The organism is Bradyrhizobium sp. CCBAU 53338 (genome assembly GCF_015291665.1).
GTDB lineage: Bacteria > Pseudomonadota > Alphaproteobacteria > Rhizobiales > Xanthobacteraceae > Bradyrhizobium.
In genome coordinates, this window is the sequence record NZ_CP030048.1 from 2845292 (window position 1) to 2858799 (window position 13508).

At 57.3% G+C, this 13508-nt stretch carries 16 protein-coding genes and 1 pseudogene; 7 read left to right on the plus strand and 10 right to left on the minus strand.

The annotated features are described in order from the left end of the window. Positions 1–46: 46 nt before the first annotated feature. The 3 genes and pseudogenes from XH90_RS13115 to XH90_RS38965 form a co-directional block, all read right to left on the minus strand. The gene (locus tag XH90_RS13115; protein WP_194481874.1) at positions 47–991 is read right to left on the minus strand and encodes a phosphatase PAP2 family protein; all 945 of its coding nucleotides are present in this window, start codon (positions 989–991) and stop codon (positions 47–49) included. A gap of 73 nt (positions 992–1064) precedes the next feature. After that, positions 1065–1770 (minus strand): annotated as a pseudogene (locus XH90_RS38960) (transposase); the annotation flags it as partial. Positions 1771–1922: 152 nt separating this feature from the next. After that, the gene (locus XH90_RS38965; RefSeq protein ID WP_246755789.1) at positions 1923–2393 is read right to left on the minus strand and encodes a DUF5658 family protein; all 471 of its coding nucleotides are present in this window, start codon (positions 2391–2393) and stop codon (positions 1923–1925) included. A 241-nt stretch (positions 2394–2634) separates the two neighbouring features. On the opposite strand from XH90_RS38965, the gene XH90_RS13135 reads away from it, so the two are divergent. Continuing rightward, positions 2635–2922 (plus strand): DUF5658 family protein, encoded by a 288-nt coding sequence (locus XH90_RS13135; protein ID WP_194481877.1) that lies wholly within the window; start codon positions 2635–2637, stop codon positions 2920–2922. Here XH90_RS13135 and XH90_RS39795 read toward each other — a convergent pair. The 5 genes from XH90_RS39795 to XH90_RS13160 form a co-directional block, all read right to left on the minus strand. Beyond that, positions 2903–3190 (minus strand): ABC transporter substrate binding protein, encoded by a 288-nt coding sequence (locus tag XH90_RS39795; protein WP_371748364.1) that lies wholly within the window; start codon positions 3188–3190, stop codon positions 2903–2905. The genes XH90_RS13135 and XH90_RS39795 overlap by 20 nt on opposite strands. Before the next feature lie 310 nt (positions 3191–3500). Further along, positions 3501–4502: an ABC transporter substrate-binding protein gene (locus tag XH90_RS13145; protein WP_194481879.1), complete on the minus strand. Its 1002-nt coding sequence runs from the start codon at positions 4500–4502 to the stop codon at positions 3501–3503. 402 nt (positions 4503–4904) lie between these two features. Beyond that, entirely contained in the window at positions 4905–6044 is a 1140-nt protein-coding gene (locus tag XH90_RS13150) for an ERF family protein (RefSeq protein ID WP_194481880.1), read from the minus strand. 39 nt (positions 6045–6083) lie between these two features. Then, positions 6084–6329, minus strand: coding sequence for a hypothetical protein (locus XH90_RS13155; protein WP_246755791.1), 246 nt, complete (start codon positions 6327–6329; stop codon positions 6084–6086). A 32-nt stretch (positions 6330–6361) separates the two neighbouring features. Beyond that, a complete protein-coding gene (locus XH90_RS13160) occupies positions 6362–7171 on the minus strand; it encodes a YqaJ viral recombinase family protein (RefSeq protein ID WP_194481881.1) in 810 nt (269 codons plus the stop codon). 695 nt (positions 7172–7866) lie between these two features. Between XH90_RS13160 and XH90_RS13165 the strand changes: the two genes are divergently transcribed. The 5 genes from XH90_RS13165 to XH90_RS13185 all read left to right on the plus strand — a co-directional run bounded on the left by XH90_RS13165 (position 7867) and on the right by XH90_RS13185 (position 11136). Next, positions 7867–8442, plus strand: a complete 576-nt coding sequence (locus XH90_RS13165; protein WP_194481882.1) for a hypothetical protein — start codon at positions 7867–7869, stop codon at positions 8440–8442. Further along, on the plus strand, positions 8439–9020 hold the full coding sequence (locus XH90_RS13170) for a hypothetical protein (protein WP_194481883.1): 582 nt from the start codon (positions 8439–8441) through the stop codon (positions 9018–9020). The genes XH90_RS13165 and XH90_RS13170 overlap by 4 nt, the downstream gene beginning before the upstream one ends. Before the next feature lie 982 nt (positions 9021–10002). Then, the gene (locus XH90_RS13175; RefSeq protein ID WP_194481884.1) at positions 10003–10302 is read left to right on the plus strand and encodes a PilZ domain-containing protein; all 300 of its coding nucleotides are present in this window, start codon (positions 10003–10005) and stop codon (positions 10300–10302) included. A 7-nt stretch (positions 10303–10309) separates the two neighbouring features. After that, positions 10310–10552: a PilZ domain-containing protein gene (locus XH90_RS13180; RefSeq protein ID WP_194481885.1), complete on the plus strand. Its 243-nt coding sequence runs from the start codon at positions 10310–10312 to the stop codon at positions 10550–10552. Positions 10553–10842: 290 nt separating this feature from the next. Beyond that, positions 10843–11136 carry a hypothetical protein gene (locus XH90_RS13185; RefSeq protein WP_194481886.1) on the plus strand — a complete coding sequence of 98 codons (294 nt, stop codon included), beginning with the start codon at positions 10843–10845 and terminating at the stop codon, positions 11134–11136. Positions 11137–11227: 91 nt separating this feature from the next. Here the strand turns inward: XH90_RS13185 and XH90_RS13190 are convergent, their stop codons facing one another. Continuing rightward, complete coding sequence (locus tag XH90_RS13190) at positions 11228–11587, minus strand: hypothetical protein (RefSeq protein WP_194481887.1); 360 nt, start codon at positions 11585–11587, stop codon at positions 11228–11230. A 384-nt stretch (positions 11588–11971) separates the two neighbouring features. On the opposite strand from XH90_RS13190, the gene XH90_RS13195 reads away from it, so the two are divergent. Continuing rightward, the gene (locus XH90_RS13195; protein WP_194481888.1) at positions 11972–12190 is read left to right on the plus strand and encodes a hypothetical protein; all 219 of its coding nucleotides are present in this window, start codon (positions 11972–11974) and stop codon (positions 12188–12190) included. Positions 12191–12351: 161 nt separating this feature from the next. On the opposite strand, the gene XH90_RS38980 is transcribed toward XH90_RS13195, so the two are convergent. Beyond that, positions 12352–13494: a hypothetical protein gene (locus XH90_RS38980; RefSeq protein WP_246755794.1), complete on the minus strand. Its 1143-nt coding sequence runs from the start codon at positions 13492–13494 to the stop codon at positions 12352–12354. Positions 13495–13508: the final 14 nt, after the last annotated feature.

Consider the following 13508-nt stretch of genomic DNA (forward strand, 5'->3'; position numbering starts at 1 on the left):
GTCGAATCGCCGCGAGACGCGCTCCTATCAGGCCAGACTTAATTGATTATAGCCCAGCTTTGGCCGCGGGCACCGCCGAACCGTTGTCCGCTCTGCGCGCAACGAACAGGATGGATACTACCGCGACAACCGCCCCCCCGATCAGGTCCGAGAAGTGGTGGCCGCCGAAGACAGGCGTCGCCGCGATCATGATTGTGCTGAGGACTGTCAAAAGCGGGAAAAGAACCCTGACTCCCCTCGCTGCATAGATGCAAATTATCCCGAAGATCATATGGAACGAGGGAAACTGTACGATGCCATCGAGCTGACTGAGAGGAATCTCATGAATCGCCCCGCCGCGCAGGTCGAGAAACAACTGAACATAACTGGCATCAGTCACTGACGTCTGCTTGTACCAGACGAATGCACCGCCGGCGGGAAGCACTGCCGAGATCGCGACGGTTAAGACGAGCGTGCTCGCGACGAGTCCAATAAACTCATCGATACGCGCGAAATCATCGGCAATCACGGCGAGCCACCAGAAGAGCAGCGCAGTTTGGACCGGGATCGAGCTATACGCAGACCTCAGAATGACGGAGAGCAAGGGGTGGGAGTGTACGAAATCGAAAGCAGCCGTCCAGTCCAGACCCAATGCCTGATCGACTCTTGACAGCTCGGCGTCAATGAGGGGGCGATCGAACGTCGCAACGATACAGGACAAGATAACCATGACGCCCGTTAGGGCGAGGTACTGCATCACGGCGTGGCACAGGCACGCAATGCGCGGCCTCTTCCGCACGAAACGGTAAATCACAAATATCCCTAGCAGCAGCAGACCCAATAAAAGAGCCCAGCGCTCGACAATGATATGAACGCCTACCAGCCTGGAAAGAAAAAAGTCAATTACGGCAATGCCAGCTAGTAAAGACCAGCGGAGAAAGTTGTTCACGTCCTCACCAAAGTGCGACTTCAAAATAGCTAGATCTATATGTTCAGCAATATAAAACTGCAATCTTGCGTCGACTTAAAAGCTTAATCCAGCGGCTTTGCTTACGTGCCTCGACCCGGCAGCGACGCGACAGCGTCAGGCATTCCCGGGTGAAGTCGTCGACCAGGGTCAGGATGCGGAAGCGCCGGCCGCTAGAGAGCGTATCCGTCACGAAGTCGAGCGACCAGCGCAGGTTCTGACCCTGCGGATCGTCATCGGCGCCCGGGTGCCCAGTGCCCGTTTGCGGCCACCCCGTTTACGCACCGGTCAGCCGCTCCTCCTTGTAGAGCCGGTACAGCTTCTTCCGATTGATCCGGCCCCCTTGCCGAGCCAATAGCAGCCCCACGCGACGGTAGCCGAAGCGGCAGCGTTGCGAAGCCAATTCCCCCAGCCGAGCCCGCAACGTGCCATCGTCCGGTCGCGTCAGGCATAGCGGTCGGTCTTCGGCTGCAGGCCCACCAGCTTGCAAGCCCGCCGCTGCGAGTAACCCTTCTGATCGGTCGCCCAGGTCACAGCACGTCTCCGCAAGCCGGGGCGTCAGAAGTTTTTTCCAGCATCTCCTTCAGCGTCGATGCATCCAGTATCGTCTCTGCCACCAACTTCTTGAGCTTGCGGTTCCCTTCCTCGAGGGCCTTCAGCTTGCGGGCATCGGAGACCTCCATCCCGCCATAGCGCGACCGCCACTTGTAGAATGTGGCGTCGCTGTTGCCATGCTTGCGGCACAGATCGCTCGCCGAAATCCCGGCAGCGTGTTCCTTCAGCACCTCGATGATCTGCTCTTCGGTGAACCTGCCTTTACGCATCGTCCGTCTCCTCGGTGGAGAACAGAACCCTAACTCAAAATCGGGGGCGTTTCAGGGGAGCAGGTCACGCTAGACGCGTTGCAAAATTCGGAAATTTCTAATCAGCCCAACGCGCGCTATCAAGGCAAAAGATGGTGATGTTGCTGTTCGCCTCAGGGCGCACCTACAATAATTAGTAAGTTGTTCAATACCGGCGCACTGCAGAACGCCACGACGATTGCTATATTGTAAGGATTATTGCTTCGCCAAAGTAGCCACATCATGAAATAGGTCAGAGTCAATTTGGGGATAAGCCACCATACTCCGAGCCACGTTTGAGCGAAGTGCATAAACGGGTTTAGCTCGTGAAGTCCGCGATTCAGAATAACATTTGTGGTGAAGAGGTCGGAGATCCCCAATATCAAGACGGAAAGAACCAAGAGCGTCTTGATCAGATTTGCCTCGATCTCTCGCGCTGAAGATCGCTTTTTGCTTGGCACCACCAAGGTTTGATAAGCGAAAGCGGCTCCCTCTAGACGGTTATGCTGAAACCACCTTTGGGCGTCTAACTTTGTGGCAAAGACCCTAAGATGCTGCGGATCGCTAACGTTCTTGCTCGTGTCCGTATAAATCCAAACTTGCATCTCACAGGCTTCTCCGGAAGCGATTTGAATCTAGATGGGCGGAGCCGTCCACGAGAGCATGATGCCCGAGGGATATTCCAGCTGCAACTGGCCGATCGTAGCAGCCTTGTTTTGCTCCCCTAAACCCTCCCGGCCTTAAAATATTGGATCAAACTCGAATTGATTCCTCTGGAATAGCGGCTCACGCTTTCTTAAGGGAACCTCAGTAGCCTTCGTTCATTGGTAGGCCAGCGAGACTGAAATGATCCGGATTAAACTAGTCTTAATATTGTCGGTACTGGCGTTGGGCTGTGCTGACCTCGCCACGACAAACAGGTTTCTAGAACTCGGGTTTCACGAGGCAAATCCGATCATGGCGTGGAGTCAAACCCTGCTGGGCCAATGGTGGCTGATACCCAAACTGGTAGCCACGGGAGTTGTCGCGGCCCTTCTTTGGCGCGCCAAGAATGTCTACAACGTCGCACTCGTAGTCGCGTTTCTCGCCACCCCCGTGATCAACAATCTGCTTCTCATCGCGGGCGCAAACTAAGAGTTCGAAGTCGAGGTCGTCTGCTCACGTCTCCGAGCCCGACGGGATCCGCGTGCTGAGCGAAGACAATGGGAATGGTGGCAGTCGCGCGCCGGGCAGGCCCTACCTGGGTGGATGCAGGCGCGAAGATGACATCGACCTTCCTGTCAACGAGTTGCTTTGCGAGATCGAACGTTTGATCGACGCGCTCGGCCCATTGAAAGTCGATTGTGAGATTCCTGCCCTCGACATATCCGAGGTCGCGTAAACCGGCGCGGAAAGCCTCCACTTCGCTCCGTCCAGCTCGATGCTTCGCCAAATCCCAGATACCCGATTTTCCAAACCCGTGCCGATTGCTGTCCAAACGACAGCTCTGGCCAAGTCAGTGCCGCACCTCCCACAAGAGTTACAAAATGGCGGCGTTTCATGCGGCCCCCCAGGGGGCTTGAGCTTAGTTCAATTTTGCTCCCGGTCCAACGTGAGGAAAACAGCTCGGGGTCAACAAGGCCGTTTTGACTGGCGGTGGGGAGCTTCCGCTTTACCCCCAACCCCAGACGTCTCGCCGCAGCGCCCTAACGGAAGCGAGGGGCTAGAAGCGGTCATTCGATCACTTCGTCAGCCCGGACAAGGAGAGTCGTAGGCATTGGCAGGTCGAGCGCCTTCGCGGTCTTGAGATTTATGATCAACTCGAAGCGGGTCTGCTGGTAAAATGGAATGTCGCCCGGATTGTCACCTTTGAGGACTCGATAGACGAGGTTGGCGCAGCGCCGCTGAACATCTACAAGGTCGGTCGAATAAGCCATCAGACCGCCAACATCGACGAACGCGCGATAAGGATAAACTGTCGGAATCCGCGTGTTTGAGGCGAGTTCCGTAATGGCTTTGAGATAGGGAAGATGGTCCGACTCGTCCGACAAGACGAGTGAATCCACGCGATCTTTCTCCATCAAGCGAAAGGCGGGCTTGTATGCCTGCTCGCTGATCGTCGTTAGCAGCGTACCCAACATATTAATTCCGGCTTGCCGAGCAGCCTCCTGGACCGCCGCCGCAGAGCCAGACGTCCTCTCCCACAAGGCTTGCGACGAGAGGAAACGCGCATTGGCGAGATGTGGTCTCGCTTCTGCAAGCAGTCCAAGACGCTTTCCCCAAATTTGTATTCCGGCATCCACGCTGACTCCCGTGATGTTACCGCCGGGTCGGGCAATGCTTGGGACAAGCCCAAGTGCTATCGGATCGGCGGATATTGCGATAATGGGTATCGTCGCGGTCGCGGCTTTAAAAAGTAATGCTAGCGGACCGGACATTGCATAGATCAAATCGGGCCGTGTGCCGACGACATCGTGAGCAAGATCGGCAAAATGCTTGATGCGTCCTTCCCCGGAATATCGTTCCACCGAGAGGTTTTGACCCTCAACATAGCCAAGTCGATCCAACTCTTCGAAAAAGGCGCGAAAATATCGGTTACCATTATTCATATCGCTGGTCTTGGTTCCCGGCGAAACGAGCGCGATTCGCTTTATCGCTGGTAGTTGCGAACGCGCAAGGGACGGCCATGTAACCGCACCGCCAACGAGGAGCTTGACGAAATCGCGCCGACGCACGCTTTCCCCTCTTAAGCTGTCCAACGATCCCGCTTAGCCTAGCATCTTGCGCCGTGACTGCGAACGCGAAATGATCCCCGATGGGTCTCGCGACGCTGGCATACGCGACGCCTGCCTTGGGTCAAAAGCGGTAATGCTGACTGATCGCTAGATTTCCGCTTGGCCGTCAGAAGCTGACATCTCCGCCCTTACGAGTACATGCCCTACCTCACCAGCTCACCACCTTGTGCGCCTAATCCTCGACGCTCTTCTGGCGGCGCTTCAAACCTTCCAAGTCTGAGCGCGACGTTCTCACGGACGATTAGTTTGCATCACGTGCTTGTTCGCTCGCCGCGCCCCCTTTTGGCACTACAAGCCGGAAAGGCGCGCTGACGCGGCTTGCCGTTGGATTTCGGCCGAACGTCATAAACCGCCGTAAGGGCGGCTATCCAGCCAGAGGGATCGCGCAACCGCGAGCGGCTCGATTCCGAGCCTCATCCACCAGTCCGTCTCCTTGCCGGCGCGGTGCAACTCGCGATGATGTGCTCGGCATAGCGGCACCGTGAACTCATCACTAACTTTTTGTCCAATTCCGTGATCCTGCGCGAACTTGAGGTGATGCGGGTCGCTCGGCTCGCGGCCGCATACCAGGCAGGCTTGCTGGGCGACGAACCTTAAGTGGTGGCGATCACGCTGTCGCAAGGGTTTTGAAATTGCGAACGCACTTGGAGCAGCGCCAGCGTTTTGGTCTGGATTGATTTCTATATCAGCTTCAGAGGAGCCTGGCGCCGACGTGGGCATCCGCAATGCAGTCAATCGCGCGTCAAAAGCTTCGCGGAGCCGCTCGGCATCTTGCAGGCGAAGCGTATTTACCGCGGACCACGACCGGGATGCCCACTTGTCGAGTTCGTCCTGGGTCGTCAGTGATTCCAGTTTGACCATCATCTGGGCCTCCAGCTCTAACGAGGCTTTGGCAGACAACGGCCTGGTCAACATGCGCGCCGCGTTCACTTTGGGCGCAGGCCTTTGAAAAGCGCTTCCGTTCAGTTTGGAGGGCGTAGCGGATCTTCGGTTTTCTGAATCCCCATCGGTCGGGCTCGCGCCATTCGGACTGCTTGAGCGCGACGCTGGGATCGCAAGATCCGGTGCATCGAGATCATCCTCCCCGGCAATACCCACCAAGGTGAACAGGCCGTAGCGGCGCGCGTACGTCAGCGCTGCGCCCATCCGGTGCGGGGCGGCTGTTTCGCTGACCGGGCACACCGGCCAATCGGAGGCGATCCATTCGCCGGAAGCGTGGAGGAGAGTGGTCGTCAGTTTAATTAGCCCCGTCTCGAGCTCAATCGCGGTGGCTTGCACGGTCGCGATTTCGTGCTTCGTGAGGCATTTGCGGACGATTTCAAGTCCACTCGCGAGCGAGGCATAACGGAAGGTCCGGTCATCTTCGCGGGGAAAAACAGAGACGATGGTCGCTGACAGGGTTTTCTCGGGATTTTTCAGTTCGGCTTGTGCGCGTGCGAGAGCGCCGGCGATCTGGCCGATGTTTTCGCTGGATCGCTGCATTGATTACTCCGATGGTGTTTGGTGGGGAGTTGACCCGGCTCACGGCCGGGCCAAACGTTCGATCTGAATGGCGAGGATGAGCCCGGCCGCGACAATCTGCCGTTCGAGGTCAAGGGTGAGGCAATGTAGTACGACGTCTTCGCAGTGGCGGTCCCGAAGCCCCTGCAGCCGGCCGAAGATCTCGGCAAGCAGCTCAAAAGCTTCTTGGTAGGCCTCCGGCGGGTCGCAGGCAGGGTCGATGTGTGTAAAGTTGAAGAAGGACGGCACGAGCAATTCCTGGGACAAAAGCTCTGCTGTGGCTCGGCGAGACGAGGGCCTCAAGCGACGGCGATCACCTCGAAGCTGATCGCCCCTGACTTTGAACGCTTGGCCCGAACGCCGTTCCCGCATGCTTCCTTGGCGTCGTCAGGCACCAGCGCCTTCAACTCGCCTTTGGCTTGTTCGTGCTCGGCGGCGGCGTCCTTGGTTCTGCGATAGATCTCCGCAAACTCGGCCCACATATTCGAGCCGCTCATGTCGACCATCCGAACCGCCTCGAGCTGGGGGCGCGGTGGCTCGATCCCGAATAGCTGCGGCGGCTCACCCGTCTCGACGCATCGCCAAAACTTCTTCTCTGCCGTGAGCAAGAGATGCTGGTAGAGCGGATCGGCCGGGATTGTCATCTCGATCCATTTGCCGCCTCCGGTGATGATCGACAGTACCGCGCTGCGCGCGGCCGTCACCCACATGTTGTGCTGCAACTGCGCCATGTGCCTTGTCGCGGCCGCTTCCTCAGAGAAACACCATGGTTGCGCGAACTTGGCTTCGAATACCGCGCCGCTGGCCTCAATCCGCCCGTCGAGCGTGGCCGCCATCCACCGGTGCACTGGATGGAAAATGCGCCTCTGCACATCGGTTACGGTCTGGCCGGTGTTCTTTTCGTACCAGTGTCGATTCAACGGCTCTGTGCATGAACCGAGCTGGACCAGCAGGTTTCCTGACAAATCGTTTGGCTGAAGTTCGCCACGCTTCTCTCGCCAAAGCCGCAGGAGGGCAGGAGCGTCATCTCCCATGATTGTGCGTGCGTCGGACCCGCCTATGAAGTGGCGGCGTTCGTAAGATGCCCCTGTCGAATCAGATGTTTGCATGATCTTTTACTCCAAATGAACGCGATTTTAATTATCAAGTGATATTAAGAATATCATTTGATTTCTAGGAGTCAAGCATGAGATTGCCCCTCGCGAGCGCGCAGATCCGAGCGGCCCGCTCGTTAATTCGCTGGCGTGCGGAAGATTTGGCGCGGGCTTCGTCTGTAGGGATCGCAACAATTAGGAGGGCCGAGCTCGCGGAAAACGAGACCTCGCTGACAGCTGCAAATGACCAGGCCATCCGCCGTGCGTTAGAGTCGGCCGGCGTCGAGTTCATTGACGAGAATGGTGGAGGACCCGGCGTACGCCTTCGCAAGGGCAAGCGGTGAAATGCGCTTTCAGCCCGGGGCAGCCAAACCGGCTTATTCACAACTTTAGATGTGTGCGCAGCTAAGTCTGGTCACAAAACGAGGCGTAAGCAGATTCTTCAGTGCCAACGCGCAAGGATTTACAAAACGAACCCAATTTAGCGAGGCGGAATCAAAGGTTTGGTTCCCGGCAGAGCGACGTTTCGGATTGATCGAACCTTGTCAAAGACGTGGGGCTTGCCCGTGAAGCCGCCGCCAATGTTGATCAAGCCTGTTGATAACCACGCAAATCAAGGCAGCCGGTTCTCTCGTGCTGCCAGCGTAATGGTCTTGTTAATTTCTATCGCTTGAACTCACCCCGCGCAGTCCTGCTCGCGGAGAAGGAATATGTCGCCCAAGCGGTCACCCCACGATCTGTTCGATCGACTCTACAAATGCATATCGCTGCCGACCGAGTCGGCAAAAAAATTGAAGGACATTCGGAGGGCGGTCTACGACGAACTCGCACCTGAAACGGCCATCGAGCAATTCATTGTGCGCGAAATCGTTATGGTGATGGTTGACGTCGAGCGTCATCACCGGTTTCGTGCAGCCATTCTTCGAAGCGCCTTCTTACCTGCGCTGCAGAATTTGCTCGAGCCGACGAGCCCGTTTGCGGGGGCAATCACAGATCCGATCGTTCACTGCTATTTCACAAGTGCAGATGCAAGAAAAGACGTCGAGAGCCGGCTGGCAGGCGTCGGCCTGCGCGGTTCTGATATCGAAGCCGAGGCGTTTCGAATACGGTTCCATGTCTTGGAAAGTCTGCAGAAGCAACTGGCTGCCGACGAGACACGGTTGCGGCTGCTGTTGCGAAGCTTGCAGCAATTTCGTGATCAGAGCGCAACTAAAGCGGTTGTCGCCCCGAGTATAAGCCCTGTCGCAGTCTCCGAAACGTCAATTCACCAAGGGGCGCCCAGATGACGTCGGAATCTCAACTTCGCGCCAACAGGACCAATGCAGCCAAATCGACTGGGCCGCGATCTCGCCACGGCAAGAAACGTGCGAGCCAGAATTCGTTCAAGCACGGGCTTGCGAAGAATTCCGCTGGGCACACCGGCGAGGATATCGAGCATTTGGCCCGCGAACTGGCCGGCCAAGATGCCGAGATGCGAACCTTAGAAAACGCCCGTAGCTTGGCGCGTGCCAATATCGATCTGGCCCACATTCGGTCGGTCAAAACTTCCATGCTTCGGCGGATTCTGCAGTTTGGCCGCTTGCATCGTCCGTACTACCTTCTCTCCCAGCTTGATCCAATCGTTCTTACCGAGCAGGAGATGAGAAGAGCCGAACTAGCATTCCAGAGCGGCAAGCTGCCGCGTCTTCGGCGCCGCAAAACCAAACCCATGCCAGAACTGGCCCCAGAGCGCACGGCGGAATCATTGCGGCGTCTGCATTCAGAATTCAGCGCAATCGATCGATATCACTATGAAGCCTCAGCCCGGTTTAGTCGCGCGCTCGGCCGCTTTCTGCGTACGATGCAGCGAGGGTATATTTGCTGAATTCATAGTTAGTCCGTGCTTTGCGTGTCTGGGTTATCTCGCACATGCTGTACTTTCGGCTATGCCTCTCGCCATCGTCTTAGCTATCCTGCTGGTGCCCACGGCGGTGCGGCCGAGCCGGGATAGGTAGCAACATATAAATTATTCAACTATTGAGTGCCAATCGCGATCGTCAGTACGATCGCGATTGGTCTAAGTTCGTGGCCGCAAAGCCGCAGATAGGGCAGCTTGGTTCACCGTATTAGAACGGAATCCACATGGCACTTAAGTACCGGTAGGGTGCTGATGCCGGGGCTGGCATTTCATGACCGACAAGAATTTCAACCGGCAAGGGGCCGCTCTTTGAGCGGCCCCTTTCAGTTGGAGTTGGCCGTCGAAAGGTCGCCCGCCTCCGGCAAAAGGCGCAATGGAGGCGGGCTAAGGGCACTATGCGGCGGCGGGCCCCCGGGGCTGGCAAGGCGACCCCCGCGCGCGATGGAACCGTAGCACCGTGGAACCCTGCCGGAAATCCGCAGTAATACCGGAACAGCAACTCGGCTGCCCGAGACGGTCGTGCGTGAACCCTGCGCCACACAAAGGTGATGCTGTTAAACAGCGGATTTGCGTGATTTTACGCCGTGCATTTACTGGAATTTACGTTTTTATTACTGTTGCGAGACTGCTTTCACTCTTGCAACCAATGCGGTCTATTCGACTGTCTAGCGGCTCCCAACTCCGGTGCAGCGAGAGGTCGGCAGCCGTAACGCCGTTGAGCGTCGCGACAACGACTCTTGCTCGTCGTTGCCGGAAACCGGCAGGGTCATTAGTCTTTTTTGAATCTTTATCTCGCATCATCGCGTGGACGCGCAGTTTAGCGGCGCTCTGTTTCGAGACGGGCGCGGTCCGGGATTTATCAGAGCTTGTTCGCGTCGGCTGGCGCAACTTTTTTGTGCCGGCAGGCCGTACCCGAAACGAAAATTTCAGACACGGGTTTTGATCCGGTATGTCTGGTTCTTTACCAACCGAAAAACGTGGTGCGGCACGGGTCGAGTTCTCGCGCGGTATCGATGTGCACATGGTGGCCATCGACGGGACATGGAGCCGTCAATGTCAGATGACCGACGTGGCCGATTCCGGAGCGAAGCTCAAGGTCGACGGCTCGATCGAAGGTCTTGCACTGAAGGAGTTCTTCCTGCTCCTGTCGACGACCGGTGCCGCCTTCCGTCGCTGCGAGCTGGCATGGATCAATGGTGACCATATTGGCGTGCACTTCCTGCACGGCAAGAATTCGAGCAAGGTGTGAATCGTCCGTGGAGGAACGTCGTAAACAGCCCCGCGCGACAGTTGACGAGGTAGCCTACATCGCCGGCGACGGGTCCAGCATGCGATGCCGCGTGGTCAGCCTGTCGAGTCAGGGCGCCGCTATCGAAGTGCCGGATAGAACTTTTATCCGACCTCGTTTTAGCCTGATGCTGGAGAAGGATCGCATCATCAGGGCTTGTCGTGTCGTCTGGTCGAGCGAGAATCGCATCGGCGTGGAATTCCTGGATTAAGGCTGCTAGTTCACGGTCAGGTCTGCACGCGCGCTTCTCGGACCCCAACTGGAGGCTGCCCAGGTCGACCATAGGCAGCCAGGTTGAGCCTGACCTCTGCGGCTCCCGCGCTGGTCGTCGGTTCGGTCGATGGCAAGATTTAATCTTTGCCGACCAAGATTTGGGCTTGCATCAAGGGAAAGTCTGGGCAAGCTTAAAAAGCCGCTGGGCATATTTTAGGCTGCGCATAATAGAATTTATGTTCTGTACTGATCGAATTTCTGCTCTGGACTAACCTTCGGAATTCATAAATGAGAACGCTGCTGATCATTCTTGCCATTTGGCTTCTTATTAACGTTCTCTTCGTCGTCGTGATGATTCCGCCGCACAAGTCGCGTCGTCGGGGTGTTATCGCGGGGATGACCGCTGGGCCGTCGGAAACGCACGCCGAAAGCGTTTCTCTCCGGCACGCCATTATCGCAATAGCGCTCGATGTATTCTTCTCGCTGACGCCCCCGTTTATCGAAGCCTACGATGCGATCAGAGGATTGGTCGAGAAGCGCCGATCCAAATCGAAAAGACCCCTCGATCCTTCCGACCGTTGAATTGCAAGCGGAAGGGGAGGCGGCTGACGGAAGCGGCCGTCAGATCCATCGCGATGCCGCCGCGCCCCAAAATCGTAACGGTCGTGTCAGTTCACCAATATTGATTCATGCGATACGGCCGGGGAAGTTCGCCGTGGTAATAGATAATTCCCGGTCCGGCCACACGCCGATGGCGAAAGCCTGAGTTGGAAAGCTCGACGGCGATCGCCCGCACGTCGTGGCCGGCAGAAACAGGATATTCGTAGCGGAAGGTACCGCCGTCTTCTGCAACGGAACTGTTCGGCCAATAGGTCGACGAGCCCGAGCCGTATCCCAGTCCCCACACGTTGTCGACGGTCGGAAGCCCGCCCGTTCCGTTCCGACTTCCGCCCGCGAGGGCGGATCCGGTTGCAACGAGGGTGCCGAGGCCAAAAAGCGCGGCTACCGCCAATATGCGCGAAGTACCTTGCATCGCATTTCTCCTCTCAGGTCAGACGTCAAGAAAAAGGAGTAGGGGAAAGTTAAATCTAGCTGCTCTTCCACGACGACGGAAGCGGATAGGAGCGCGTCCGGAGAAACCTTGAAAACTCGAGTGGCTTGACTTCGTGGAATCCGTGCCGGCCAAAGCGCAATTGGGTGCCGTTGTCTTTGGCCGCGCGTTCAGCGCGTGGGTACGAAGTTTCGTGAGATCCGTCCGTAGGCTAGATTTCGACTGTGGCTTTTGCGGTCCAACACCCGCGGCGTGAGTTTTGGTTGCGCGTTAGCAGTTGCAAAAACGATAACGCTTGCCTTGATTGGTCGGATCGATAGTCTTTGACACTTTAATGACGTCTATTTCAGCACTTTGGGGCCCCAAGTGACAAACGATACCGCTGTATTTGATGCCTTGCGCTTCGATCCGCGTGAGGGCGAAAAAATCGCAACGGGCCGAATAGGGACTCGGGAAGCTATTGTTCGTGATGGTTTGCTTGTTGATCCGGGCACACTCGCTTATTGCCCGCATCAATGGATTGACGACAGGGGCTATCTCGATCTCGATCTGACGAGACAATTTCCTTACTCCCTCGCACTTTGACAGGTCGAGATTGCGTTCGAAAAGGGATGGTGCCTGCTGCCGCTTGAAGCAATCGTTTTAAGGTTTCAATGACGAAGGATCTTTGGCGTCCAGCCAGAGCCGAACTCGAACACCGAACCGCTTGTCAGCTCTAGCTTGCGTTGAAACGGTGGCCGGTGAGGTCAGTTCGGCCCAAGGACGGCGTCGATCTGATGGCTGTCCCGTCTGACGACGAGGATCGCCCCATTGCGGATCGCGAATTTCGCGCCAAGTAATTTCGGCACCTTCTCTGTAACCGGAGAAGGAAAGGGTATCGTCGTCCCGACGATCGGATCGCCAACAGCCGGTGCCGTGGCGGAGCCGATGCCTGGTGCGGGCTTGATATATTCGCGAACGAGTTGAATTTCTTCGTGTGACAGCGAGAGCGGGGCTTGTGGGGGCGGATTGTCTGCTGTCCGCTTGCTCCGTTCTTCCCGCGCCTTTTCTTCGGCCTGCCTGGTTTTCTCTGCCAGATCAAAGCGTGAAAGCTTGTCCTTCAGCGGCGATAGCTCGCGCTGCAGAGTGGAGATTTCTGTCTCGAGGGATCGGATCTGTCTCAAGGCGACTACAGCGCCGGCGCAGATGATCACGACCAGAAGGCTGACGAGCGCGATAACGATTCCGTTGACGTTGGCTCCCTGGCTGATCGTCCGTGTTTTCGGCAGATCGTCCTCGATGTGCCGCCGCCAGAGCGCCCCCATGCGATGGAACTGCCGCGCAACTGCGCCGAACGTCCGAGCCCGCCAATCGGGATTGTTTCGCGCTCGATCGGGTTCGCGTGAAATGAACTGCTGCCGGGCCATCGCCGATGGTGGAGCCCTTGTCGGCGGCGGAACGACCGGTTGCGGAGCAGCCGTCGCCGCATCCAGGTCTGCCGGGATCGGCTCGGCCGAAGGTTGAGATGCGTCGTCCTCGTCGTCAGTCGCGGCAGCTTCGGAGGCGTCGGTTTCGACCTCTTGGCGGAGGTCGAGGTTGAATATTCTCGAGCGTATGTCAGCGCCGACCAGGTGGTCGATGATCTCCAACGAATTCGCTTGGGCAAACGAGCGATGGGGGAGGAGGCCCTCGACGACTGAGCGGCCGGCCTCGGTGATTTGAAGGCTATCGCCATCCACGACGGCGAGGCCGGCCTCGATCAGCTCGCTTCCAGCTGAGACCTGCTGCTCGACCTGCTCGTCGAGTTTTCCATCCTCGTTCGCTTCGAGCTGCCGGTCGAGCTCGGCGAACGTGATCCGTCCGTTCGGACGACCGGCAAGTGCAACGAGAATGGCGAGATTGGCTTGCACGGGGCGACCACGAT